This is a genomic window from Emticicia soli (assembly GCF_037860775.1).
Lineage (GTDB): Bacteria > Bacteroidota > Bacteroidia > Cytophagales > Spirosomataceae > Emticicia > Emticicia soli.
Genome location: NZ_JBBEWC010000004.1, coordinates 172740 through 197812 on the forward strand (window position 1 = coordinate 172740; position 25073 = coordinate 197812).

At 39.3% G+C, this 25073-nt stretch carries 21 protein-coding genes; 10 read left to right on the plus strand and 11 right to left on the minus strand.

All coding sequences use genetic code 11. The features are described from left to right. Nucleotides 1–65: 65 nt before the first annotated feature. Entirely contained in the window at nucleotides 66–2459 is a 2394-nt protein-coding gene (locus WAE64_RS06510) for an outer membrane beta-barrel protein (protein WP_340235441.1), read from the plus strand. 2 nt (nucleotides 2460–2461) lie between these two features. Here the strand turns inward: WAE64_RS06510 and WAE64_RS06515 are convergent, their stop codons facing one another. Beyond that, complete coding sequence (locus WAE64_RS06515; protein WP_340235442.1) at nucleotides 2462–3343, minus strand: DMT family transporter; 882 nt, start codon at nucleotides 3341–3343, stop codon at nucleotides 2462–2464. Between the two features lie 179 nt (nucleotides 3344–3522). Here WAE64_RS06515 and WAE64_RS06520 point away from each other — a divergent pair, with 179 nt between their 5' ends. The 3 genes from WAE64_RS06520 (at nucleotide 3523) to WAE64_RS06530 (ending at nucleotide 5189) form a co-directional block, all read left to right on the plus strand. Then, nucleotides 3523–4425 carry a TIGR01777 family oxidoreductase gene (locus tag WAE64_RS06520; protein WP_340235443.1) on the plus strand — a complete coding sequence of 301 codons (903 nt, stop codon included), beginning with the start codon at nucleotides 3523–3525 and terminating at the stop codon, nucleotides 4423–4425. Nucleotides 4426–4506: 81 nt separating this feature from the next. Beyond that, nucleotides 4507–4896: an HIT family protein gene (locus WAE64_RS06525; protein ID WP_340235444.1), complete on the plus strand. Its 390-nt coding sequence runs from the start codon at nucleotides 4507–4509 to the stop codon at nucleotides 4894–4896. Between the two features lie 104 nt (nucleotides 4897–5000). After that, nucleotides 5001–5189, plus strand: coding sequence for a hypothetical protein (locus WAE64_RS06530; RefSeq protein ID WP_340235445.1), 189 nt, complete (start codon nucleotides 5001–5003; stop codon nucleotides 5187–5189). A 40-nt stretch (nucleotides 5190–5229) separates the two neighbouring features. Here the strand turns inward: WAE64_RS06530 and WAE64_RS06535 are convergent, their stop codons facing one another. From WAE64_RS06535 to WAE64_RS06550, 4 genes are all read right to left on the minus strand, one after another. Then, complete coding sequence (locus tag WAE64_RS06535; RefSeq protein ID WP_340235446.1) at nucleotides 5230–5865, minus strand: carbonic anhydrase; 636 nt, start codon at nucleotides 5863–5865, stop codon at nucleotides 5230–5232. Between the two features lie 132 nt (nucleotides 5866–5997). Continuing rightward, nucleotides 5998–6984, minus strand: a complete 987-nt coding sequence (locus tag WAE64_RS06540) for an NAD(P)H-dependent glycerol-3-phosphate dehydrogenase (RefSeq protein WP_340235447.1) — start codon at nucleotides 6982–6984, stop codon at nucleotides 5998–6000. Nucleotides 6985–7105: 121 nt separating this feature from the next. After that, nucleotides 7106–8503 (minus strand): efflux RND transporter periplasmic adaptor subunit, encoded by a 1398-nt coding sequence (locus WAE64_RS06545; RefSeq protein ID WP_340235448.1) that lies wholly within the window; start codon nucleotides 8501–8503, stop codon nucleotides 7106–7108. 68 nt (nucleotides 8504–8571) lie between these two features. Next, nucleotides 8572–10044, minus strand: a complete 1473-nt coding sequence (locus WAE64_RS06550; RefSeq protein ID WP_340235449.1) for a TolC family protein — start codon at nucleotides 10042–10044, stop codon at nucleotides 8572–8574. Nucleotides 10045–10267: 223 nt separating this feature from the next. Between WAE64_RS06550 and WAE64_RS06555 the strand changes: the two genes are divergently transcribed. Genes WAE64_RS06555 through WAE64_RS06565 form a run of 3 tightly spaced genes read left to right on the plus strand, consistent with a single transcriptional unit; the run spans nucleotide 10268 to nucleotide 13739 of the window. Then, nucleotides 10268–11047: a hypothetical protein gene (locus WAE64_RS06555; RefSeq protein WP_340235450.1), complete on the plus strand. Its 780-nt coding sequence runs from the start codon at nucleotides 10268–10270 to the stop codon at nucleotides 11045–11047. An 11-nt stretch (nucleotides 11048–11058) separates the two neighbouring features. Then, on the plus strand, nucleotides 11059–12504 hold the full coding sequence (gene gatB, locus WAE64_RS06560; RefSeq protein ID WP_340235451.1) for an Asp-tRNA(Asn)/Glu-tRNA(Gln) amidotransferase subunit GatB: 1446 nt from the start codon (nucleotides 11059–11061) through the stop codon (nucleotides 12502–12504). A 44-nt stretch (nucleotides 12505–12548) separates the two neighbouring features. Then, on the plus strand, nucleotides 12549–13739 hold the full coding sequence (locus tag WAE64_RS06565) for a redoxin domain-containing protein (protein ID WP_340235452.1): 1191 nt from the start codon (nucleotides 12549–12551) through the stop codon (nucleotides 13737–13739). A gap of 63 nt (nucleotides 13740–13802) precedes the next feature. On the opposite strand, the gene WAE64_RS06570 is transcribed toward WAE64_RS06565, so the two are convergent. Further along, nucleotides 13803–15587 (minus strand): glycosyltransferase family protein, encoded by a 1785-nt coding sequence (locus WAE64_RS06570; protein WP_379976665.1) that lies wholly within the window; start codon nucleotides 15585–15587, stop codon nucleotides 13803–13805. A gap of 259 nt (nucleotides 15588–15846) precedes the next feature. Between WAE64_RS06570 and WAE64_RS06575 the strand changes: the two genes are divergently transcribed. From WAE64_RS06575 to WAE64_RS06585, 3 genes are all read left to right on the plus strand, one after another. Continuing rightward, the gene (locus tag WAE64_RS06575; protein WP_340235454.1) at nucleotides 15847–16752 is read left to right on the plus strand and encodes a DMT family transporter; all 906 of its coding nucleotides are present in this window, start codon (nucleotides 15847–15849) and stop codon (nucleotides 16750–16752) included. 153 nt (nucleotides 16753–16905) lie between these two features. Next, on the plus strand, nucleotides 16906–17823 hold the full coding sequence (locus tag WAE64_RS06580) for a hypothetical protein (RefSeq protein WP_340235455.1): 918 nt from the start codon (nucleotides 16906–16908) through the stop codon (nucleotides 17821–17823). Between the two features lie 137 nt (nucleotides 17824–17960). Then, on the plus strand, nucleotides 17961–18746 hold the full coding sequence (locus WAE64_RS06585) for a hypothetical protein (protein WP_340235456.1): 786 nt from the start codon (nucleotides 17961–17963) through the stop codon (nucleotides 18744–18746). Between the two features lie 74 nt (nucleotides 18747–18820). On the opposite strand, the gene atpG is transcribed toward WAE64_RS06585, so the two are convergent. The 5 genes from atpG to WAE64_RS06610 form a co-directional block, all read right to left on the minus strand. Further along, nucleotides 18821–19705 carry an ATP synthase F1 subunit gamma gene (atpG, locus tag WAE64_RS06590; protein ID WP_340235457.1) on the minus strand — a complete coding sequence of 295 codons (885 nt, stop codon included), beginning with the start codon at nucleotides 19703–19705 and terminating at the stop codon, nucleotides 18821–18823. A 55-nt stretch (nucleotides 19706–19760) separates the two neighbouring features. Continuing rightward, complete coding sequence (gene atpA / locus WAE64_RS06595) at nucleotides 19761–21338, minus strand: F0F1 ATP synthase subunit alpha (RefSeq protein ID WP_340235458.1); 1578 nt, start codon at nucleotides 21336–21338, stop codon at nucleotides 19761–19763. 258 nt (nucleotides 21339–21596) lie between these two features. After that, nucleotides 21597–21752 carry a hypothetical protein gene (locus WAE64_RS06600; RefSeq protein ID WP_340235459.1) on the minus strand — a complete coding sequence of 52 codons (156 nt, stop codon included), beginning with the start codon at nucleotides 21750–21752 and terminating at the stop codon, nucleotides 21597–21599. Nucleotides 21753–21790: 38 nt separating this feature from the next. Then, nucleotides 21791–23662, minus strand: a complete 1872-nt coding sequence (locus WAE64_RS06605) for an asparagine synthase-related protein (protein WP_340235460.1) — start codon at nucleotides 23660–23662, stop codon at nucleotides 21791–21793. Between the two features lie 80 nt (nucleotides 23663–23742). Next, nucleotides 23743–24987 (minus strand): PQQ-dependent sugar dehydrogenase, encoded by a 1245-nt coding sequence (locus WAE64_RS06610; RefSeq protein ID WP_340235461.1) that lies wholly within the window; start codon nucleotides 24985–24987, stop codon nucleotides 23743–23745. Nucleotides 24988–25073: the final 86 nt, after the last annotated feature.

Sequence of the window (25073 nt, forward strand, 5' to 3'; positions counted from 1 at the left end):
AATCTGAACCGCTGGTTTTTCTTCAAAAATTACATTTGGCAAATATTTGTCTAAATGTTAATATTATGTCTAAGTCATTGCTTTTAAGCATTATTTTTGCTTTTTCTAGTTTTCTCACAATTGCCCAAACTACTATCAAAGGCAAAGTACTTGATAGTACCAATAAACAAGGCGTTCCGTTTGTTAATGTATCATTGCTTGCTGCGCAGGACTCAAGCTTAATCAAAGGAGCTATAAGCGATTCCACCGGATTTTTTGAACTCTCAGCCATACCGAGAGCTAATTACATTTTACTCTTTTCGTCAGTCGAACATCAAAAGCTTTATCAGCGTATCTCATTAGAAAATACTACACAACCTGTTTTTCAGATGTCAGACGTGTTGCTCACTACTGCCAATCAATTGCTTAATGAAGTAAACGTACAAGCTGATAAAATACAACTTCAACAGTCAGATGAAAAATTGAAGGTAAGTATTGCTGGGAATAAGCTCTTTACTACCTCTATTAATGGGTATGATATACTAAAGAAAATACCTGGCGTACAGCTTAATAATGATGGAAGTTTATCGATGTCAGGCGGTATAGTTCCTACCATATTTATCAATGGCAAGCCTATGCCCATGAGTGCCGAACAATTACAGAATTACTTGAACAGCCTTACACCCGAAATGATTGAGTCAATAGAACTCATCTCAAATCCATCAGGCAGGTACGATGCCGAATTTAAAGCAATTATCGACATCAGACTGGAAACTGATAAAACCTTGGGCTGGAAAGGTAATTATACGAACAACCTGCAACAAAATGATTACACTCTAGCGAATAATAACCTCACATTAACTTACAATACTCTTCAGATAGCTTATACAGCACGAATAGGCTATTTGACAGGTGCTACGCCATACCGATACAGAGCTTTGCAACACCAAGCTAATACTAATATTATGCGCACCGATACATGGCTAAAAACCAATAATAATAACCTGAACCTACAACTTGAAGCAGAGTATCATATCAAAAAGAATCAGAATATCGGTATAATACTACGTACCAATCAACTTAATAGAAAAGCCGTAGCAGACAATACATTGCATTTTACTAATGCGACCGATGAATTGGTGCTCTCAAACATTAACAGCATTAATAAAAACACACCAAAACAACATAATTATGGCATTAACCTGAGCTATGATGCTCAATTTGGTAAAAGTAAGTTGCAACTGCTTGGCATAGCTTCAGATATTAATAATCATCTGACCGAAGACATTCAGAATACACAAACGCTTAACGGAAATTTACTCAATTATTGGAAGACAAATCTTGAAAATAATATCTCTATCCGCTCAGCGCAGGCAGATTTCAACACTGGTATCCAAAAAGGTAAATTGGAGGCAGGTATCAAGTTTGCTACAATAAGCACAAAGAATAATTTGGTGTATGATACCTTGAACAAAGACAACACTTTTGTACTCGACCTCGGCCGAACCAATAATTTTCATTACAACGAATACATTTCAGCCGCCTATGCTGCCTATGGCAATAAATGGGGTAAGCTTAGTTACAAAATAGGTCTACGTGTCGAAAATACCCATACCATCGCCAATGCCATTACTAACAACAAAATTACAGAGCGTAATTACCTAAAATGGTTGCCAAGTATTAACCTCACTTATCCTCTTGCCAATGAGCAACAGCTTACAGCCGCTTATACACATCGCATGACACGCCCCGGCTTTGAAGCCCTGAATCCGTTTCGGTTTTACCTCAGCCCTCTAAACTATTGGGTTGGTAATCCGTATCTCTTAGCTTCTACAACCCAGCAATTGAGTATATCTTATACCCGAAAGAATTACTATTTGTTGCTTAATATAGGCAAGGAAAATGACCCAATGACCCGTTACCCTGAGTATAACCGCGTTACAAATGTATTGGAGTATCTGGGTACAAATCTACCTTATAACCAATTTGCTACGCTAGAAGCCAGCATACCTGTTACAATAAAAAAATGGTGGCGAATGAACCATAATCTTGGTTTGTATTATAAAAAAGACCAGACACCGTATCATGGCGTAGTTTACCAGATTCCGATTAAACATTATATGATAAATGGCAGCCAGATATTTACCCTTGCAAAAGATTTTACACTTGATATTTACTACTACTATGTAGCCCAAAGAGGAAGTGGGCTCTATATTTTTAAGCCCATTTATTACCTAGACTTAGGCTTACAGAAAACCTGGCTGACTGGAAGACTGAATACTAAGCTTAACGTGCAGGATATTTTTAATACTAACTACCTCCAACTGATTTTCAGAGAAAAAAGTATTATCGATAATGAATTATCGCATTGGTACGGCAATCAGAAAGTAGTATTCTCTATAACTTATAGTTTCGGGAAATCAAACTATAAAACCCGACAAAGTACCCGAAACGAGGAAGAAAGTAGGGTAAGTAATTAATTTTACTTTGATGGCTTTAAAAACGGATGCAAAACAACTGATAACAATATCAGTACACCACCTATATAAAAACCGGTAGTCATACGCTCTTTTTCGCCAAAGATGAAATAAGCTAGCAGAATGCCATAAATAGGCTCCATGTTGATAGAAAGATTAAGCGTAAATGCCGATATTTTTTTCAGCAGTTTTATCATTTCGTTATAAGGATACACCGTACATACCAAGCCCAGCACAGCTATCCAAATCCAGTCTGTCGGGCTTGGTATCAACTGAAAATTAGTATCAGGTGCAGCATAGATAATTATCGGAATAAGCACCCACGAAGCCACAAACGCCCCAGCCATTTCGTAAAACGTAATGGTTTGGGCTTCGTATTTTTGGGCAAACTGTGCATTTAATACCGAAAATATTGTAGCCAGCAAAGCAGCTATAATTCCAATTATAATACCTGTTAGGTATTTGTATTCAAATTTAAACACAAAGTACATTCCGGCTACTACAAGCACGCCTAACAAAACCTCTATCCAACTGATTTTTGTTTTTTTAACGATAGGCTCCAGGATACTCGTAAAAAACGAAGTAACCGAAAAAGTAACCAGGCTAATAGCAATGGTAGAAACTCTTGCCGAGCCAAAGAAACACATCCAATGTAATGCTATAATAGCCCCAACACCTAACAAGGGTAAGCTATCACGGAATGGGATAAGAATATTTCTTTTCTGGATACGTGCTACTACATACATACCCAGCGAGGCAAGCAAGGTACGGTAAAATACTACTCCCAAAGCAGATACATCGGTCAGCCGACCCAAAATGGCCGTAAAGCCCAGAATAACAACAATCAGATGAAGTTTAAGGTAATCTTGCGGTGATGCTTTGGTCATTTTATTATTAGCTTAGGGAGTGTAATGTAACGGTTTGTTGAAACCATATACAAACAGCCAAAGGTAATGAATTGTAGGCGTAGAAGAAAAAATTGCATTGAATAAGTGGACAAGGAAGCAAAGCCTAAACATTTCGGATGATTTCAATGTTTAAAAACTACAAAAAAACACTAAACAACGTGAATATTTTAATTACCGGAGGCACCGGGCTTGTTGGCAAGCACCTGACAAAGCTTTTGCTAAGCAAAGGCTACAAGGTATCTTTTTTGAGCCGCAAAAAGGAACAAATACCAAATGTAAAAGTGTATCAATGGAATATAGAAAAAGGCCAGATAGAGGCTGATGCCTTGACAAATGTTGATTACATTGTGCATTTGGCAGGCGCTGGAATTGCCGATAAGCGATGGACAGATAAACGTAAGCAAGAAATTATAGACTCTCGGATAAAACCAATACAGTTACTTAATAAACATTTACAGACACATAAAATAAAACTAAAAGCTTTTGTATCTGCTTCAGCTATTGGTTTTTATGGTGGTGATACCGGAGAAACAAGGCTCGATGAAAACAGTAATGCAGGGAATGATTTTCTGGCTACCTGCACCAAAATATGGGAAACCGAAACAAAAAACTTTACACAAGCTGAAAGAACCGTAAGCCTTCGTACGGGCATTGTATTAAGCGAAGCCGGAGGTGCATTACCTAAACTTGCACAGCCTATTAAATTAGGCGTAGGCTCTCCGTTAGGTAGCGGAAAACAATGGATGTCGTGGATACATATTGATGATATGTGCCAATTGTATCTACAAGCTATTGAAGACAAAAAAATGCATGGCCCTTATAATGCAGTAGCTCCTGAGCCTATCAGGAACGAAGAAATGACCAAAACAGTAGCAGAAGTTCTAAAACGCCCGCTCTGGTTACCTAATATTCCATCGTTTGCTATAAAACTGCTGTTTGGCGAGCTAGCTATTACTGTTCTAGGAGGCAATTATGTAAAAAATAAGCGAGTAAGCGAAGAGGTATCTTTTTCTTATGAGTTTCCTAGACTTAAAGAAGCCCTTGAGAATTTGTACGCCTAGTTTTATGTTTGTATTTTTTCTTTTTTCTCAGAAGCAAACTACAAAATTTATTACCTTGCGCTCAAAATTATATTTCATACCATGTCTTCTATCTTTTCAAAAATAGTAGCCGGAGAAATTCCATCTCATAAAATTGCTGAAACTGACCAGTATCTGGCATTTCTTGATGTTTTTCCGTGTGCGGTTGGTCATACACTCGTAATTCCGAAAAAGGAAATAGATTATATTTTCGATTTAGATGATGAATTATACACCGGCCTTATGCAATTTGCCAAGCAAATAGAGCCTGCTATCAGAAAAGCCATTCCGTGCAAGCGCATTGGTATAGCTGTGGTTGGCCTAGAAGTACCTCATGCACATGTGCACCTGATACCAATGAACAGCATGAGCGATATGAATTTTAATAATAAACTAAAAATTTCGCAAGAAGAACTAGCCGAGATAGCAGCTAAAATCAGAAGTTTTTTATAAGTATTATGGAAATAGCCTTTGCAATTATTATATGTATTCTACCGCTTTTTTTAACAGGCCGATGCATCTATTTATTAAGACGAAATACTAAGATTTCGGGTTTTATGAAAAGCCTCATAACGGCTGTTCTTGTCGGAATCATCATTGTCTCTATCAGCGTAAGCGTGCATCATTTCATGAACATCAGCAGTGGCCAAAAATCGAATATGAGCATGGGCGTGCTTACCACAGTACAGGGCATTATGTCGGGGATAGTCTTTTTAGTTACAAACTTTTTAGGTAAAATAAAATAGATATTATAGCAGGTAGCCTCTCAGCCACCTGCTTATTTTTTTACTCGCCCAGGTAATAAATCTCCTGTATTCCTTTCAATAAGGTATCAAAATCAAGTTTCAAATCAATTAATTTACCAGTTCTGATATCAAATACCCATCCATGCACGGTAGGGTAGCCCTTTTTCTGATATTCCTGTTGCACACTAGCTAGTTTAATTACATTGAAACATTGCTCTTGCACATTTAGCTCAACCAGGCGATCATACCGTTTGCTTTCATCTTCAATAGCATTCAGTTCATCTTTATGTAATCTGTAAACATCTCTGATATTTCTTAGCCACGGGTTCAGAATCCCCATGTCAACAGGTTGCATGGCAGCTTTTACACCACCGCAATTGTAGTGCCCGCATACAATAACGTGCTTCACGCCTAAATAGCGAACAGCATAGTTTATAACCGACATTACGTTCAAATCGGTGGCATTTACCAGATTGGCAATGTTTCGGTGCACAAAAACTTCGCCGGGGCCTGCGCCCATTAATTCTTCGGCAGTAACACGGCTATCGCTGCACCCAATATATAGGTATTCAGGACTTTGTGATTTAGCAAGATTTTCAAAAAAAGACTCGTCAGTGCCTTTTTTTTCATTCAACCAGGCAAGGTTGTTTTCAAATACTTGTTCGTACGTAGGCATAAGTTATGAAATTCAAAGGTTATTTATATAAAAATCGGGTATTACAATTGTAGTATTTAAGTTTTACGGTAATGTATTACACCACTCAAAATAGTACACAAATCAGAATTAAATTAAACAAACCGCAAAAATCTACTTTAGCTTTGCTTTCAAATCTTCAAACTCTTTTTTCATGGGCGAATTATGATAAAGAATCTGATAGGTAAAATTAGTGATAGGTATGTTTATTTCATATTGGCTCAGCATTTCGTAGATACTTTTTACGGCATAGTATCCTTCGGCTACCATGTTCATTTCCAGTTGCGCAGCCATTACGCTATACCCCCGCCCTATCATGTTGCCAAACGTTCGGTTGCGGCTGAACTGAGAGTATGAGGTTACCAATAAGTCGCCGAGATACGCCGAGGCGCTTAAATCTCTTTTCATTGGGTCTATTACATCAACTACACGGCAAATTTCCTGCATGGCATTGGCTACCATCACGGCCTGAAAGTTATCGCCACCGCCAAGCCCGTGTGTAATACCACAAGCCAGCGCCACAATGTTTTTCATTACTGCGGCATACTCAACCCCATACAAATCGGCCAATGCCGAGGTACTCACAAACCTACAGCGCAGCAAATCGGCAAAATCATTTGCTAATGTAAGATTAGGCGACGCTATGGTAAGGTAAGAATGTTTTTCAAGTGCTACTTCTTCGGCATGGCATGGCCCGGCAATAACGCCTATATTATGCGCCGGCACATCATAGGTCTCTTCTATCCAATCGGTTACCAGTTGGTTGGTAGTCGGAATCATACCTTTAATAGCCGATATAACTTTTTTGCCTTGCAGATGGCTTTTGTTAATGCTCTTTAAGGCATCTGTAAGAAAAGCCGCCGGAACAGCCAATACTACCCATTCGGTATCTCGTAGGGCTTCTTTCAAGTTTGTATAAGGCTTAACCTTTGAGGGGTGAATCTCTACGCTACTCAAATAGTTTTTGTTATGGTGCAGCCGCTTTATGTGGTCTGCATCTTCGCTGCTTCGCATCCACCATTTTATATACACATTACCCTCGCTCAGAATCTTAACAATTGCTGTTGCCCAACTTCCACCGCCTATAATCGTTATTTTCATTTCTTAGTTCTATTGTTGCTGATTTAAGTTCATGATGCTAAATAAACCAAAAGCCCTGAAAAAACAAAAGACTGCCCAGTAGCAGCCTTTTGTGTAAATAATATAAACGATATTTCTATTACTATTTTTTCTTGCCTTTATCGGTCTGCGCTCCTTTCTTAGAAACTAAATCACCATCTTTTAGTTTTTTCGACACCGCAATAAATGGCCCTGACACTATCTCTTCACCTTCTTTCAAGCCACTTAGTACTTCAATTGTTCCGGCAGCAGTATCGGTAATACCTGTTTTTACCTCACGCAATTTCACTTTACTATCTTTATCGGCAACAAATACTACTTCTTTCGGAAGGTCTTTTTTCTTAGGCTTTGCCGGCTCGCCAGAGCTTTGTCCGTCGTTCGATGAGCCCTGGTCTTTTTTCTCTTCGGTGCTACCGTCACGTGTGGTTACAGCTGCAATCGGTACACTTAGTACTCTTTCTTTTTTCTCAGTAATAATATCAACCGTGGCGGTCATACCTGGTTTGAATGGATATACTCTTTTTGCTTTCCTGTCAATCAGGTCGCTGTAAGACTCAGGCAATATTCTGATTCTCACTTCAAACTCCGTTACAGCATCAGTAGCACTTGATGTTGCCGCAAGGGCTCCGCCAGTACCATTGGCAGTATTAGCAATTTGTGTTACTACACCTTTAAATTTCTTGCCTGTAAGCGAGTACGAATCGACATCAATATTGGCAGTATCACCCAGGCTCACTCTTACAATATCGTTTTCGTTTACGTTGATTCTCACCTCCATGTTATTCAGGTTGGCAATGCGAAGCATTTCAGTACCTGCCATTTGTGAAGTACCCACAACCCTTTCGCCAAGCTCTACGGCCAGTTTCGACACAATACCATTCATAGGCGCATAGATGCTTGTTTTACGTAAGTTTTCTGAGGCATCTTTCAACCCTGCTTCTGCACTTCTGATATTGTAAGTAGACGCTTCAAGGTTAGCTTTTGCGGCGGCTACATCTTGTTTGGCAACTTTCAGGTTGGTTTCGGCAATCTCAAGGTCAGACTTCGAAATTACCTTATCATCAAATAGTTTCTTCTGGCGGTCATATTCGGCCTGCGCTCTTATCAAACGAGCTTCTGATTGTGAAATAGCCGACTTAGCCTGCTCTGCACTAGCTTTAGACTGGTTTACTACGGCTTCGGCACGTTGAGTAATCGAAATGTAGTTTTCAGGTTGAACTTTCAGCAAAAGTTGTCCTTTCTTTACAGAATCTCCTTCTTTTATGTACAAGCCAATAATCTCGCCCGGTACATCAGGTGTTATTTTTACTTCAACCTCAGGCTGTATTTTACCCGATGCCGAAACTGTTTCAATAATATCTGTTTTTCCTACTTTCACAAATTCAACCTCGGTAGGTTTTTCTTTACCTATCCACCCGGCCGACTTGGCAACGACCAGAAATATTACAAGTAGGGCTACTACACCGCCCAAAATCCACCAGATTCTATTTGATTTTTTCATTGAAAAGTAAATTTGCGTACAATTAGTAATAAGGTAAGTTTAAATCTAAGCCCTAAAAGGTAAAACGCTTAGAAATTAAGTGGTTTGTTTTGATAATAATCTAAAATCTTGATTCTGAAAATATAATCATATTTTGCCTGAATCTGGTTGGCTCTTGCACGGTCAAGGTTAGTTTTTGAAATGCTGTAATCAAGCGAGTTCAAAGAACCAACGTTATATCTTGACTCTGACGCTCTGAACGATTCTTCCAAAGCACGAACCTGATTGCCTAAAGCTGAATATTTTTTAGCCGAGTTACTCATGTTTACATAAGCTTGTTCGATATCCTGGCGTAAACGTAAACGTACGTTTTCGGCTTGTACCTCAGCCTGTTTTTGCTGAATTGTAGCACCCGTAGTACGGAATTTAGCATTGTATCCGTTAAAAATCGGGATTCTTACACTTACCCCAAGCGATGTATTGATATTACCTTTCAACTGGCGGAAATAGCCAATTTTTTCGGTACTTGTTGTAGTGGTGGGTAAAACCGCAATAACCGGATAACGTATCCCACCCACATTAACGTAGCCTGCTTCTTGCTCAATTATTTGCTGTTTTACTAATACTTGTTCGGCCGCAGTAGTAGTTGATGTGTTTGCGTTTGCAAAGGCCGTTACAACCGGAGCTCTTAAGCCTTTGGCAATGTCTACTCCCTTCTGAGCGGCTTTCACGCGCATATCAGCAGCTTGTACATCAGCTAGAAAACTCTGCGCTACTTCATATACCTCAGCCGACGAATTAGGATACGCCTGAATATTCGGATTAGGTACTTCAATTCTTATCACATCAAGGTCACGGTCGGCAGCTATGTTTAACAATTGCTTCAAAGTTAATTTAGCTGTTGTAATGGCATTTTCGGCATTTACTACCTGTACCTCGTCGTTGGCTAGCTGTGCCTGTAAATCAAACAGATTGGTTTCAGGAACCGACCCGGCACTTACCATCTTCTGTGTACGCTCTAATTGTATTTTCGAAACCTCAACCTGGCGTTGTGCAATAGCCAGTAAATCTTCTTGCGAAAGCACATTCAGATAACCCACTACCACATTGAGTGTAATTGTGTTTTTCATTGCCTGCAAGTCTAGCTTTGCAACCTCAAGGTTAGTCTTGTTTAACTCTATGTTGTTTCGGGTCTGAAAACCGTCAAAAATAGTTACCCCTGACGAAAGACCGAAACCATTAGAACCTACCGTATTGGTAATGATACCATTGGTATAAGGGTTAATGTTACGACCCGAAAACAGGTTCAGATTAGCCGTTCCGTTAAGGTTTGGGTATCTGGCCCATTTAGATTGGTCAAGCGTATTCAGGCTGCCCTCAACAGTTAAATTGCTTTGTTTGATTGAAAGGTTGTTTTTCAGCGCTACATCAACAGCCTCTTGCAAGCCTATTCTATCGGCCGTAGTTTTATTGGCACTTGTTGTAACGGCGGCAGCTTGCTGTGCCTGAACAAAAACATTTACAAGTAATAGCGTAGGTAATAAGATTTTAGCAAATTTCATGAGGAAAATATTTTTTCATTACGATGACCCAATTAGATGAAACTTATAAGGCTTTATACGAGTTTTGATAAGACAATCTTACGAAACAATCTTGTATGCCTGCCACAAGAAATGGATAAACGGTTTTATTGAAGTTTAGACTTAACACTTTAAGGTTTGAACTTCCTGAAAAATACTTTAAGTTTGAAGTAAATTTCATTCGTTGCTAAATAAAGCTTTGAAAATGAGCAATCAAATGCCAAAGGATTTTCTGAATTTTTTGAACAATCCGGACTTTATTGATGGAATTTACAACTACTGCGATAGTTGGTGTGAGCGCTGTGCATTTACTGGCAAATGTATGAATTTTGCCATGCGGAAATACAAAGAAGACCAGAATGGAGAAGCAAGTATAGAGGATAGTCTGACAGAGGTTTTTCAGCAAACTACTGATTTGATTAAGCAGCTAATTGAAGATAAAGGCATGAGCTGGGAAGATGTTTTGAGCCAGGCAGATAGCGAACCCCCAACCGTAGACCCACACAAAGAAGCCGACAAACACCAGAATGTAAAAGCAGCACGAGAGTACACAAATCTATATGGCTCGTTTCTGAAAAAAGAACAGGGCTTTATGAAAAGCAAGGCGGTGGAGTTTCAGAATGACTTGAATAAAGGTGTGATTTCGGTAGAGGAAGCCGAGGTAGCATTGTCACAAATAGAAGATGCTTTTGAGGTGATAAACTGGTATCAAAGCCTTATCTATATTAAAATCCGGAATGCCTGCCAGCTATTTTTTGAACAAAATCTGAGTGATTTCATGATAGATTATTATACAGGTAAAGCCAAGCTAACGCTTATCAGTATAGACAAAAGTATAGCAGCCTGGTTGGTTTTGCAGGTGCATTTTCCGGAAAAGGTAAACAAGGTAACTGAAATCTTGTTTCAACTCGAAAAACTACGTGCACAAATAGAAAAAGATTTCCCTGATGCTCGTAAATTTGTAAGACCGGGCTTAGACAAATAAAAAATCGTTTCATGCAATACGAAATCGTTATAGGACTAGAAGTGCATTGCCAGCTTTCGACTGAAAGTAAAATTTTCGCTTCAGATTCTAACAAATTTGGCAGTGAGCCAAATACCAACATTAGTGTTATTACACTGGGGCATCCTGGTGTTTTACCAAAACTTAACAAAAAAGCCGTAGAGTATGCTATCAGAATGGGGCTGGCTTGTGGCTGCGAAATAAGCAGAAATAATTATTTTGACCGTAAGAACTATTTCTATCCCGACCTACCTAAGGGCTATCAGGTATCGCAGGATAAATACCCTATTTGTGTAGGCGGTGGTGTAACTGTGCGTCTAAAAGAAGGCAAACAATTTAAAGAGAGATTCCTCGAATTACACCACATACATCTGGAAGAAGATGCCGGCAAATCGGTTCATGAAGGCGAAAGTGCCTACACACGCCTTGACTACAACAGAGCAGGTACACCACTGATTGAAATAGTATCAGAACCTTGTATGCGCAGTGCCGAAGAAGCAGGTGCTTACCTGACCGAGATTCGGAAGATTGTGCGTTACCTTGATATATGCGATGGAAACATGGAAGAAGGTTCAATGAGAGCCGACTTGAATATTTCTATCCGCCCAGTAGGTACCGAAAAACTCGGCACAAAAGTAGAGGTAAAAAACATGAACTCTATCCGTAACCTGCAAAGAGCGGTAGAATTTGAGTTTAAACGCCAGGTGCGAATGCTGGAAACCGGAGAAACGATTATTCAGGAAACTCGGATGTTTGATGCCGATACCGGCGAAACTTATGGCATGCGTGTAAAAGAAACCATGAACGATTATCGTTATTTCCCTGAACCCGATTTAGCACCTATCAGAATTTCGGAAGAATGGTTGCAAGGTATTGAAGCCCAAATGCCAGCTTTACCACATCAGTTGTTTACGCAGTTTACGCAAGAATATGGTATTCTGGACGAACACGCTGTAGTACTTACCGATAGTAAAGATATAGCAGGCTATTTCTTAGAAACAGCACAGTTTACAAAAAATCATAGAGCAATTGCCAACTGGCTAACCTCTACAATAAAGGGTTATCTGAACGAAAAAAGTATCGAAATCGGTGAATTAAGCTTAAAGCCAAGCCAATTGGCAGAGTTAATCACATTGGTTGACGACAACAAGATAAGCAGCTCTACTGCTGCGCAAAAGCTTTTCCCGTTGTTGATAGAGAATCCTGGCGAAACGGCTCTATCGTTGGCCGAATCGAACAATTTGATTCAACAAAGCAATACTGATACCTTGCAAACGTTAATCAACGAGGTTCTGTCTGCTTACCCCGATAAGGTAAAAGAATTTAAGAACGGAAAGAAAGGCTTACTTGGCATGTTTGTTGGTGAGGTAATGAAAAAATCGAAGGGCTCTGCCGACCCCAAACTTACCAATCAGCTGTTGATGGAAGCCTTAAAGTAAGATTTACTGCTATTTATAATAGAAATTTGAATAAACGCATATTTATGAAACAATCAATTTTTGCAATATGCTTTCTGGCTTTTGGTTTGGCGTGTCAGTCTCAACCACAAGACAAAAGTGCGCAGGCAACACCTGGCACCACTACTGGAAAGGCTTTTACGATAAAAGGCAAGCTAAACAACTCGGTTTCGGGTAAGGTTTATCTTGAAAGAATGAACGATAGAAACATTCCGTTGAAAATAGACTCGGTTGATGTAGCTGCCGATAAAACCTTCTCTTTTAAGGGTACTATTGCCGAGCCTGGCATTTATCAGGTAAACATTGCCAACCAACAGGTTATTGGCCTGATAATGGATGGCGGCGAAAACCTTAACGTAGTAGCCGATGGTGTAAGTACGCCCGACAAAGCCGCTACTTTTAGCGTAGATGGTTCTCCTACTATGGCGAAATTCAATCAGGTAGTAACCGAAGCACAGAAGTTCCGCCAAACCCAGACAAGTCTGCAAGAGCAATTTGACGCCATTAAAAAAGACGACAAGAAGAAAAAAGAATTGCAAACGCAATACATGGCAGCCGAAGAGAGCTATTATAACACAATTAAGCCCATCATAGCCGACTTGGGCACCTCATTGGCTGGTTTAATTGCTACCAACAATTTTCTGAACCCTGAGCGTGATTATGATATTTTTGCAAAAACAGCCGCTCAGCTCGAAAAAGAAGGGCAGAATCACTTCTTTGCTAAATTGTTTATACAAGATGTAAAACGCAGAAGCGCAGGCTCAGTAGGTTCAGAAGCACCTGATTTCTCACTGGTTGACTTAGCTGGTAAAACCGTGAAACTTTCAGAACTGAAAGGCAAAGTAGTTATTCTTGATTTCTGGGCTACTTGGTGCGGGCCGTGTATCATGTCGTTTCCGGGTATGAAACAGGCTATGGAAAAATATAAAGATAACCCAAAGGTACAGTTCTTGTTTGTGAACACTTACGAAAGAGTTGAGCAAAGCCAATGGAAAACAACTGTTAACAACTTTGTGAATCAGAGAGGTTTCAATACTTTCCCTATCATTTTTGACATTGGTGGCGAAGTAGCCGGAAACTATGGTGTAAATGGAATTCCTGCTAAATTCTGTATTGACAAAGAAGGGAAAATCAAGTTTAAAAGTACTGGTTATATGGGCTCTAACGACCTGATAGTACAAGAAATGACGAAGTGGATTGACGAAGCCGTGAAGTAACGAGCGGTATTTGTGATATATCAAAAAAGGGAAGATTTCGAAAATCTTCCCTTTTTTGATGGCTTATAATCTGGTTACGCCTTTGCGTTTTAGTGCCAGATCATGGGCTGTATCGTAGTACGAGCGTAGGTTTGTCCAGTCGAATATCTCCGAAATGTTCTCTACCCTATTACGCTGCATAATGCGGTCACGGCGGTTCATTGTTACGAAGTTAAACAAGATGTCGGCCAATTGGTCGGCAGCTTCATCATAGCTCTTCGTTTTACGATTCACCACATATACACCTACACTATCATAATCTTTCATTAATTGAATCATAAAATCACCAAAGCCCGATAAATCACTTGTTACGGTCGGAATCCCCCTCACTACACATTCAAGCGGTGTATAACCCCAAGGCTCATAATAGCTCGGAAAAATACCCAGGTGGCAACCTCTCACAAACTGGCTGTACTCCATACCAAAGAGCGGATTTGTGGGCGATATAAAATCAGGGTGGTAAACAAATTTCACCCGGTCTTGCTGATGATTTTGCAGGTTTGTATATCTCAGATAGTTTGTAATATCATCTTCCTGTTTAAGCAAGTGTGTTACAGTATGAGGTAATTTCTTGGTTTTCCAGGTCTGAATAGTGCGGCGCAATCTTAATCGCCAGTATTCATCAACAAACTCGTTCAAATCTGGCAGATTTGGGTTTTCATCAGCCGCCGATGCATGGAATAAGTGCTCCCCTACTTGCTTCTCAATGGCTTCGCAGGTTTCTCTTATTTCTTCCATTACGGCTCTCGACTGTAACACCTCAGGGTTAATAGAATACACCGGATTTTTAGTGATTATAAACATCACAATGGTAGTATCAAGCCCGGCCTGTACAATCTTGAAGTTTAGCCTTTTCAGAGCTTCAAGCGTCAGGTCATAGCCTTTGTTTCTGAACTCATAACGGCCTGATGTAAAGAAATAAAGTGTATTATCTAAATCCCAAGAGTAACTCTGAAAGAAATTCCCCATCACAAACTGGTGGATTTTCTCTTTATATTTCAAATGCAGATTCTGGAACTCGTGCGTTGCAGCAAAGCGTGTTACATTCAATCCGTTTGGTAATATTAAATCACAATTACGGCCAAAGAACACTTCACACTCTTTGGCTGTTACATCACTTACTGTTGTAAGCACGTGGCTTTTCTGCGCCGCAAAACGCTCAATTTTAGCTTGTGCTTCTACACCATAGTGTCGAGCCTCGTGTTCCCAGTTATAGTATGGTAGTTTTTCGTAGAAATCGGGCTCGTTTCCGGCTATGTAGCGGCCAAGCATGGTAGCATGCGTAGTAAATACAGTAGAGATAGGCACATTATCTGTACGAATATCAATCAAAGCTGTTGCCACCATCCACTCATGAAAATGCGCTACTATATCATTCTTATGCCCATAGGTTTCGCCAAACTCTGTAAGAAACACTCTTATCATTTCGCCTAATACAATCACCTGGTCAACCAATGGTTCTGCATTTAAAGTCGAAATCTGGTGGCGATTCCACAAATTGTGCTTAAAGTCGTTGCTTTTATATAAAAGGTTTTTAAAATCAAGTAAAACTATTCTGGGTTTTCCGGTTACGAGCCAGCGGCCATAATGAGCATCGAATCCCATTTCACGCATGCGTTTAACAGTTTTACCAAAATATGATTCATCTAGGTCTTCAATAGGCTCAAACTCTACAACAGCAGTATTATGAAAATATGGGCCTATCAGGCAATAATTATCTCCCCATTCTTCAACCATCGAAGGCACCTTAGAACGGATAACCGTATAAATTCCACCAACTTGGTTACATACTTCCCAAGCTATTTCCATCAATAAAGGCTTTTTTTGCTCACGGGGTTGAATACTAACAGTTTCTTCTGATTCTTTTCTAAGTTTTTTGGACGTTACCATGTGGGTTAATTAATTTAATCTATTCCGAATGAGTGAATTATGCAATAATTTTTAACAATAACAATGAAAAATTTAACTTTTCAAATATTCGTGAACTAAAAGCCGAGGTGCAATGTAAAAAATAAAAACAAAGCTATCATTTTTACCTTTTTGAAAACCATAAGGTAAGTTATTTTTTATGACAGACCGCACAAAGTACTTGGTTGGGGCATTTCTGGTATTTGGAGCGGCTTTTGGTTTTGCCTTAAAAGGTATTTTTATTAAGTCTGCTTTTCAATACGGCATTGATTCCATTTCTCTCTTATCGCTAAGATTCTTGTTTTCTGCCCCTTTTTATCTGTTTATTATTTTTCGCAAAAGATTAAAAGAAGATGCTACTCCGGTTATCTCGGGCAAAGTATGGCTACAAGTAGCTTTTATTGGTTTTATAGGCTATTATGTATCGGCCTACGTCAATTTTCTGGGGCTTGAGTACATCTCAGCCAACCTTGAGCGCATCTTGTTATTCATCTATCCAACTTTTGTTTTGTTAATCAATGCATTCTTGGTAAAGAAAAAAGTAAGCCGCTTACAATGGCTGGCACTTTTGATAACCTATGCAGGGATATTTGTGGCATTTTTAAGACATTTTGAGGCGCATCAGCAAAAAAATATTGCTCTAGGGGCTTTTCTGGTTATTCTGAGTGGTTTTACTTATTCGTTTTATCTGGTTGGTAGCGATAAACTCGTTTCCAAAATAGGTACTACCCGTTTTACTTCGTGGGCTATGCTATCGGCATTGGTGCCAACGCTTATCCATTCTTTTTTCTTTAATAGATTAGATATTTTTCAATTTCCGGCTCAAGTTTACGTTATTGCTTTAGCAATGGCCATTTTTTCTACTGTTCTGCCAACCTTCATGTTTTCAGAGGGTATCAAGCGGGTGGGCTCCGGAAACGCTTCAATCATTGCAAGTATCGGGCCTATTTTCACTATTGTGCTGGCAAGCTTATTTTTGCATGAACCTATTTGGGCAGAACAAATAGTAGGCACGATTTTGGTATTAACAGGAGTATTTCTGGTAAGCTGGAAAAGCAAAAAATAATACAAGGCTGCTCATCCGATACGCAGTTAAGATATGCTTATTTGTACCGGAATGATGGCCTTTTTACCTCAATTACTTCTCAAATATGAGATTTAATTCATCAAAGAGATTTTATTGACTAAATTTGAACGTTATTTTACGAAACCGATATTTATGAAATACGTGTACTTCCTTTTAGGAGTCGTAATTCTGACTTCTTGCAACAACAAAAATACCAACCGACAATTACAACTTTGTGACGACGAGAACTTCAAAAAATACTGGAATACCCAAAACGCCGAAATCAGCAGCTATAGTTTACAACAAGCCCAATTTGGCCACCTGAATGAGGGGGAAGCGATTATGGTTTTCAATACTGAAGACTTCCGCAAAGATAAACATGTAAAACTGGAGTCAGATGCTAAGGATAAGGCTATAAAAGTGTTGAAACTCAACTTCATCAAACGCTTTGTTACAGGTGTGCATGATTTTTCTATTTATACTTCCGTTTTTACACCAGTGCAAGCACAAGACTTTCCGTCTACCTTAAAGGTTTCTAATACCAATCAGGATTGGAGTGGGCAAACATTCCTACAATTGAATTTCCGCCAGAATGGTTATCAGGTATTGGGGAAATCTTATTTTGAAGAAGAAATAGAAGACGATTATCATATCGATAAAGCCGTTATGGAAGATGAACTCTGGACACGCATTCGTTTGGTGCCGTGCAAAGAACTACCCGTTGGCAAGGTAATTCTGATACCGAGCCTTGGTTCGTTGCGTTTAAGACGCCAAAAAGCAGCCCCTGCCATTGCCGATGTTACACTAGAGCCCTACAAAGGAGATTCTACTTTCAGAGGCGACTCTTTGTTTGACTACAAGGTAAATTATATAGAAAGTAAAAGAAGCCTGAGAATCATTTTTGAGAAGAATTTTCCGCATACAATTGTTGGTTGGGAAGAGAGCTACTACGACCAGAAGAAATTACTTACTTCAAGAGCTGTACTGAAGGCTACCATTCGAAATCCTTATTGGCAGAATAATATGCCTGCTGATACCATTTATAGAAAAAAGCTAAATTTGAAGTTCTGATTTGAGTATATTTAAATGTTGTTTTTCAGGCCAAAGAAATACCTTTGCGTGGCGAAGCTATATTATATAATTTTGTTTCGGATTTTACGTTGAAGGTTCTGTATTTGGTTCATATCTAAGAACATAACTCAATTTTAATGAAAAAGAGCAATTTTGTTTTTTTAATAGCTACTTCCTTTTTTCTTTCTTTGGTTTTTACGTCGTGCGGAGACAAAGAAAACAAAAAAACTGATACCCAAGCCAATAGTCCGAGTATTCATACTTTGATTTTTATTGATAAAACCGCTAGCGTTGATGTGCAAAAACCTTTTGTTGCACAAAAGTACCAACAAGCGCTTACCTCTATTATAGAGCAGAATTTCAGAAAAGCAGGCGATACCTTCGAAATCTATTATATTCATGAAAATACCTCAAAGGCTCGTACACTCTCGCTAAGTTGCCGTACCGAAATGGAAGACACTGAAGGCGTAAATGCTACCGATTTGGAGGCTATTAAAACCAATTACGATTTATCGATCCGTAAAGAAAGAAACTTCGTTATTAAACAAGCATTAAACCGCCTTCAAACGCAGAACGACAATGCCTCTAACCTTGAAACCAATATCACAGCGAGTATTCCGGTAATTGCCCGATTGACAGAAATGCCAGGCGACACAAAGGTTTATTACCTGAGCGATATGGTTGAAAGTGTAAAAAATGGAAGAGATTTTCAGATACGCCCACCTAAAGATGATGCTCAGGCAGAAGAATGGGCACAAGCCGATGCCGAAAAGTTGAAAAACTACACATTGAATAATCCTGAAATTTCGATGATTCTGCCTTTTGAGCCTACGAGTTCAACGAAAGAAAATAACCCGACAGTAACACACTACTGGCAAAAACTCTTTGAAACTTTGGGGGTAATGACCGTAACAGAAAACTAACAAGATAGCCTAGCTATAAAATAAAAATGGTGAGCCTAACGACTCACCATTTTCTTTATAAACTATCTCAGAGATTAGTTTCCTTTCAAAGCTTCGGCGCCACCTACAATCTCCAAAATCTCTTTGGTAATTGCAGCCTGACGACTACGGTTGTACTCAATTTTCAATGAACGAAGCAATTCGTTAGCATTGTCGGTTGCTTTGTCCATGGCTGTCATACGAGCACCATGTTCAGAAGCGTTTGATTCCAATACAGCTTTAAACAATTGCATTTTGATGGCTTTCGGTATCAACTCCAATACAATCTCCTCTTCCGAAGGTTCAAAAATGTAATCAATTTTGCTGGCTTTTGAAGAATCGCTTTTCTTATCTACCAACGGTAACATCTGGTCAACACGAAGAATCTGCGTTGCAACGTTTTTAAACTCGTTGTAAACTAATTCAACTACATCGTATTTACCTTCAGTAAAGGCAGTCATGATTGTTTCAGCAGCCGAACGAGCATGAGCAAAGTTCAGATTCTGAAAAATACCCATGTAAGTATCGTTTACTTTGAAATTACGGCGTTGTAGAGCCTCTCCACCTTTCTTTCCTAATGCCAATATCTCTACATTGCCTTTAGCTGCCTGCGAAGGGTACTTCTCATTAATTGCAGCTACAGCCGCTTTAATGATATTTGAATTGAACGCACCGCAAAGTCCACGGTCTGATGTAACCACTACTACCAGAACTTTCTCTACCGAGCGCACACTTGTATAAGGGCTGTTAGCACCTACTTCAGTATTTGCCGATACGGTAGCAATAAGCTCATTTAGTTTGGTAGCATACGGACGCATCTGAAGAATAGCGTCTTGTGCTCTACGCAACTTCGCCGCAGATACCATTTTCATGGCTTTTGTGATCTGTGTCGTTGAGTTTACCGAGACAATTCTATTTCTAACTTCTTTTAATGAAGGCATTTTTCTATAAAATTAAGAATGAAGAGCGTTGTTACACGCTCTTCATTCTATAGTATTAAGCATATTTTTGAGATAACTCTTTGCCAATTTTCTTGATGGTGTCAGTTACTGCATCATCTAATTTACCAGCGGCAAGGCTTTTCAATGCATCTGGGTGTTGCGCATTCAATAATGTTACAAATTCCGATTCGTATTCTTTTACTCTGTTTACCGGAACTTTGTCTAACACACCATTAATTGAAGCATAGATAATAGCTACCTGCTCAGCAACCGGCGATGGAGAGAACTGCGCTTGTTTCAGAATCTCCTGGTTACGACGACCACGCTCGATAGTTAATTTAGTAGCGGCATCAAGGTCTGAACCAAACTTAGCGAAAGCTTCCAACTCACGGAACTGCGCCTGGTCTAGTTTCAAAGTACCAGCTACTTTTTTCATTGATTTAATCTGAGCATTACCACCCACGCGTGATACCGAGATACCTACGTTGATAGCCGGACGGATACCTGCGTTGAATAGGTTTGACTCAAGGAAAATCTGACCATCAGTAATCGAGATTACGTTAGTCGGGATATAAGCCGAAACGTCACCCGCTTGTGTTTCAATGATCGGAAGGGCTGTTAATGAACCACCACCTTTTACTTTTCCTTTCAATGAAGGAGGTAGGTCATTCATGTTTTGCGCAATCTCGTCATTGGCAGTAATTTTAGCGGCACGCTCCAACAAACGGCTATGTAGATAGAATACGTCTCCTGGGTAAGCCTCACGTCCTGGAGGACGACGAAGTAACAATGATACCTCACGGTAAGCAACCGCTTGTTTCGACAAGTCATCATAAACAACCAATGCCGGACGACCAGTATCACGGAAGTACTCACCAATGGCAGCACCTGTAAATGGCGCAAAGAACTGCATCGGAGATGGGTCTGATGCACCTGCTGCTACGATTACTGTATAATCCATAGCACCGTATTTACGCAATGTTTGCTCAACAGCTTTGATGGTAGAGGCTTTCTGACCACAAGCTACATAAATACAGAATACAGGCTCGCCTTTATCGTAAAATTCTTTTTGGTTAATAATGGCGTCAATACAAACCGCAGTTTTTCCGGTTTGACGGTCACCGATTACTAACTCACGTTGTCCACGACCAATCGGAATCATGGCATCAATAGCTTTGATACCTGTTTGAAGTGGCTCTGTTACAGGCTGACGGAAGATAACCCCCGGCGCTTTACGTTCTACAGGCATTTCAAAAGTTTCGCCTTGAATCGGGCCATTACCATCGATTGGCTCTGCTAGTGTGTTTACAACACGCCCTACAATACCATCACCTACTTTCACAGAAGCGATTTCGCCAGTACGTTTTACGGTTGCACCTTCTTTGATACCTGTTGAATCTCCTAAAAGTACCGCACCTACGTTGTCTTCTTCAAGGTTCAGGGCAAGTGCTTTTAAGCCGTTTTCAAAAGCCAGCAATTCACCGGCCTGTACTTTTGATAATCCATATATACGTGCTACACCGTCGCCGATTTGTAGCACAGTACCTACTTCTTCGAGTTCCGCTTCGGTTTTTGAACCTGCTAGTTGTTCACGTAGAATAGCCGAAACTTCATCTGGTCTGACTGATGCCATATTATATTTTGATGAGTTTTTAAATGTAGATTTGAAAAACGGGCTTTATACCTTGATTTTTCGGGTGCAAAAGTACGATACATTTTTCATAATTCCGATATTTTAGCAAAAAAAGATATGAAAAAGTAGGACTATTTTTAGAAAGGCGCAAAAAAATGGACAAAAAAATACTTGCCCATTCAATTAGATTTAGATATACGCATTATCCAAAAATTAAAGACTTTTTGGATAATGCGTGCTTATTAAAGAAGCTAATCCTTAAGAAGCAGTGAATATTCCAAGGCCGTCATCACCTGGAGAAGCGGAACCTTTAATGATATCATCAGACAAAATAACTAATTCAGGAGTTGACCAAACTTTTTTTTCATTTGGCAAGTCTACAGAGATTGTGTCAATACTAAAGTTGTTTTCCATAACTGAAAAAGATTAAAAGTTAATACAATACTTAAATGTTAGATAGCATAGTTTTTGTTTTCGAGCCAGGATAAAAATGTAATCAACATAATAACAAAAGCGGCTTCCCTATGTTCTGATGAATTACCCTGTCCCAAAAATAGTCTATCACAATCAGATTTTAAAGCAGTTACGTTAATATATTTTCGGGCATTTCTATAGGAATCGTCCGTTAAAACATGAGTGATATATGTCTTTGACTCTATGAATTTTTCTGTAAAATTTGGTGAAAATGCCGACTTATCTTTACGCCATTGAATTTCCTGTGGCACAAAATCTTGCATTGCCCTTCGCATAAGGCTTCTTTTGCTGTTATTCAGAAGAAACTGTTCAGGAGGGGTGTCCATAAAAAACTCGCAAATACTTTTATCAAGCATTGGAACAGTACATTCTAAACCATAGGAAGCACTTAATTTTTTTTGTGTATTAAACAATAACCCTCCAATAATACCACCATCAATAATGCGTGCAAAACGGTTCTTTACGGCCCCTCCAACTCCGAATATTCTTTTTTTATTGGTAGCGGTAAGCAGAGTATCGTTTAGTCTTATCGAATCTGGTCTGAGATACTTTCTGAACAGCATATAAAAGCGATCTGGAATAGCAGGTTCAATAATCAATTGACTGATAGCCGTTAAAAGTGATAGCTTATCATATTTTTTAAGAACTAAAAAATAATCCCATGCTTTTTGATATTGACGCTCTCTCAGCATCTCATAAATCATACCTGATCCCTTATTTGAAATAGCAAAATCACCTCCAAAGCCTGTAAAAAAAAGTCCTGTACCGTACTTTTGGGCGGCAGAGTACAAGGCTTTATCAACATAAATAAAGGGATAACACAGTGCTTCTGTTCGCTCGCAAGTATCTTCTAAGTCATCAAATGGGCCAATCTCTTCGGGCAACTGCACAAATTCCTGAACAATATTTGGATATTTTTTACCAGTCAATTCTATATAATATCTTTCGTCGGCAATAGACCCCTTATACTTTTCAGCCACAACATGCGAAAAAGTATACAACGGTTGGTTTTTTCTGGCAAGCTCTTTGGCTAATATACCTGCAAGAAAAGAAGAGTCAAGACCCCCACTAAGAGCCAAGCCAACCGGTTTATCAGTATGCAGCCTGTTTCTTACTGATTGTATAAGTAAATCTGTTAAGCATTCTGCCCAATCAGCATCTTTTATGAATTGATATTTACCTTGTTTTTTCAAGGTCCAGTATTGAGTAACAATAGGCTTAGAACCATATTTATTTTTATACGATAATTGTGAAGCTCCTTTTAATTGGTAAATATCCGTATCAAAAGTTGAGCCATCAAAGTTGTTTTTTAGAAAATCTATTAATACACCTTTATTAAGGTTATGAGGTTTTTTCTTTAAAGCAAGAATACCTTTTATTTCACTCGAAAAAATAAAAGTATCTGCTGAAGAATAGTAATAGAAAGAGCGAAATCCAATATGATCGGTTGCCGCAAACAATTTTCTGGTTTCTTTGTTCCAGATAACAAAAGCAAATTCACCTTCCAGATAATCGGTGCATAGATTATCCCATTTTTTATACGCTTCTAATATTAACTCGGAATCTCCTATGTATTCTTTTTTGTTATTCAATAGCAACCGATTAATAAGGTCATTTCTATTATCCAGACGGCTGTCAGAAGTAATTATACAATTATATTTCTCAAATAGAAATGACTCATTTCGCTGATAAACAGAGGTAATTAACTGAAAATTGCCAATTACAACGTGGGTATCTTCATAAACTTTAGCCCCATCTGTTGCACGGTGGCGTAGTATAGCCTGCAGTGCTTTAGAATCAGTATCCGGCTTTGCCTCAGAAGTATAAATAATGCCAAAAATAGCGCTCATTAATGCTTGAATTGTCGAGAATTAAATAAAAAAATCTCATAGAGACTTAAGAGTTGTAAATCTCTATGAGATCGAAACTTTTATTTTTGATAGCTAATCTTGTAGATTGTGCCGCCCAAATCGTCAGAAACGTAGAGCGAGCCATCAGGGCCTTGAGCTAAGCCACAAGGGCGATGTTGCACCGGACCAGTTGGTTTTGCCAGGTCAATTCCTGCGAAATTATCAGCAAAAATCTCCCAGTTGCCTGATGGTTTACCGTTTTTAAAAGGCACAAAAGCCACCATATAACCTTTCTTCAACTCAGGCGATTGCCCGTGGAAAGCAATGAAAGCACCATTGCGGTATTTAGCCGGAAACATAGTACCTGTGTAAAACAACAATCCATTTGGCCCTAAGTGAGCAGGGAATGCCGCCGCAGGATTAATGGCTTTTTCGCCACCTGTTTTTTTGCCATCTCCACCGTATTCAGGGCATAGAATTTTCTTTTTCTGAAAATGGTCGTAGTACACATAAGGCCAGCCTGCATCTGCACCCTCGTGCAGTTCGTACATGGTTTCAGCAGGTAATTTAGTACTCTGCTCTGGCGTATACAAATTAGGGAAAGATTCATGAAACTGACCTCGGCCATGCATCATCACAAATAACTTGTTCGATTTTGTGTTCCAATCCATTCCTACAATATTTTTCAATCCGGTTGAATACCGTGAGCCTTCAGCGTACGATTGGCTTAGTTTATTGGTTTTAAAGCGCCACACACCCCCTACCGAATCAAGCAAAGCACAAGGCGAAATACCTTTGTTGGTTCCTTTTTCTTTACAGACTTCGTCATACGAGCCTACTGTTACATAGATATTGTCGTTGTTATCGAGCGTAATAGATTTTGACTCGTCACGTCCTTTGGCAACCAGTCCGGTTACTATCAGTTCAGGATTATCAATGTTTGCAATCTCGCCATTGGCATCAAGTTGGTAACGATATACCCCTGTGTTCGACGATGAATAAAGTGTATTGCCTTTAATCACGATTCCGGTCCCTTTGTAGTCTAGCAGGTTTTTCTGTGCGTCTATTTTACCGTCACCATCAGAATCATAAAGATAAACCAAGCCTTTACCGTCTTTTAGCTTCGATAATTTAGCATAAACGCCACCTTTGCTATTTACGGCAATGTGTCTGGTAGCTCCGAGGTCGGTGCCGATAATAGTGGTTGTGAATCCGGCCGGAACTTTAATGGCAGCAGCGGGAGTCTCGTCATAATTGTAAGCAGAAACTAGAGGCACACCCACTAAAGCAAGAAGCAGGTAGCGCATCTGAGGAAATGTTCGCATGAGTAGTATTTATAAATTATGGTTGAAAATAGAGAAGCAGCTTACGCCACTTGCTAGCAAAGATAAAGAAAGTATAAAGAGTTTTG

What these genes read in the sequence shown, in the direction of transcription:
- WAE64_RS06510 (WP_340235441.1), top strand. Translation starts at nt 66, where the DNA reads ATGTCTAAGTCATTGCTTTTAAGCATTATTTTTGCTTTTTCTAGTTTT.
- WAE64_RS06515 (WP_340235442.1), bottom strand. Translation starts at nt 3,343, where the DNA reads ATGACCAAAGCATCACCGCAAGATTACCTTAAACTTCATCTGATTGTT.
- WAE64_RS06525 (WP_340235444.1), top strand. Translation starts at nt 4,507, where the DNA reads ATGTCTTCTATCTTTTCAAAAATAGTAGCCGGAGAAATTCCATCTCAT.
- WAE64_RS06530 (WP_340235445.1), top strand. Translation starts at nt 5,001, where the DNA reads ATGAAAAGCCTCATAACGGCTGTTCTTGTCGGAATCATCATTGTCTCT.
- WAE64_RS06535 (WP_340235446.1), bottom strand. Translation starts at nt 5,865, where the DNA reads ATGCCTACGTACGAACAAGTATTTGAAAACAACCTTGCCTGGTTGAAT.
- WAE64_RS06540 (WP_340235447.1), bottom strand. Translation starts at nt 6,984, where the DNA reads ATGAAAATAACGATTATAGGCGGTGGAAGTTGGGCAACAGCAATTGTT.
- WAE64_RS06545 (WP_340235448.1), bottom strand. Translation starts at nt 8,503, where the DNA reads ATGAAAAAATCAAATAGAATCTGGTGGATTTTGGGCGGTGTAGTAGCC.
- WAE64_RS06550 (WP_340235449.1), bottom strand. Translation starts at nt 10,044, where the DNA reads ATGAAATTTGCTAAAATCTTATTACCTACGCTATTACTTGTAAATGTT.
- WAE64_RS06555 (WP_340235450.1), top strand. Translation starts at nt 10,268, where the DNA reads ATGAGCAATCAAATGCCAAAGGATTTTCTGAATTTTTTGAACAATCCG.
- gatB (WP_340235451.1), top strand. Translation starts at nt 11,059, where the DNA reads ATGCAATACGAAATCGTTATAGGACTAGAAGTGCATTGCCAGCTTTCG.
- WAE64_RS06565 (WP_340235452.1), top strand. Translation starts at nt 12,549, where the DNA reads ATGAAACAATCAATTTTTGCAATATGCTTTCTGGCTTTTGGTTTGGCG.
- WAE64_RS06570 (WP_379976665.1), bottom strand. Translation starts at nt 15,587, where the DNA reads ATGGAAATAGCTTGGGAAGTATGTAACCAAGTTGGTGGAATTTATACG.
- WAE64_RS06575 (WP_340235454.1), top strand. Translation starts at nt 15,847, where the DNA reads ATGACAGACCGCACAAAGTACTTGGTTGGGGCATTTCTGGTATTTGGA.
- WAE64_RS06580 (WP_340235455.1), top strand. Translation starts at nt 16,906, where the DNA reads ATGAAATACGTGTACTTCCTTTTAGGAGTCGTAATTCTGACTTCTTGC.
- WAE64_RS06585 (WP_340235456.1), top strand. Translation starts at nt 17,961, where the DNA reads ATGAAAAAGAGCAATTTTGTTTTTTTAATAGCTACTTCCTTTTTTCTT.
- atpG (WP_340235457.1), bottom strand. Translation starts at nt 19,705, where the DNA reads ATGCCTTCATTAAAAGAAGTTAGAAATAGAATTGTCTCGGTAAACTCA.
- atpA (WP_340235458.1), bottom strand. Translation starts at nt 21,338, where the DNA reads ATGGCATCAGTCAGACCAGATGAAGTTTCGGCTATTCTACGTGAACAA.
- WAE64_RS06600 (WP_340235459.1), bottom strand. Translation starts at nt 21,752, where the DNA reads ATGGAAAACAACTTTAGTATTGACACAATCTCTGTAGACTTGCCAAAT.
- WAE64_RS06605 (WP_340235460.1), bottom strand. Translation starts at nt 23,662, where the DNA reads ATGAGCGCTATTTTTGGCATTATTTATACTTCTGAGGCAAAGCCGGAT.
- WAE64_RS06610 (WP_340235461.1), bottom strand. Translation starts at nt 24,987, where the DNA reads ATGCGAACATTTCCTCAGATGCGCTACCTGCTTCTTGCTTTAGTGGGT.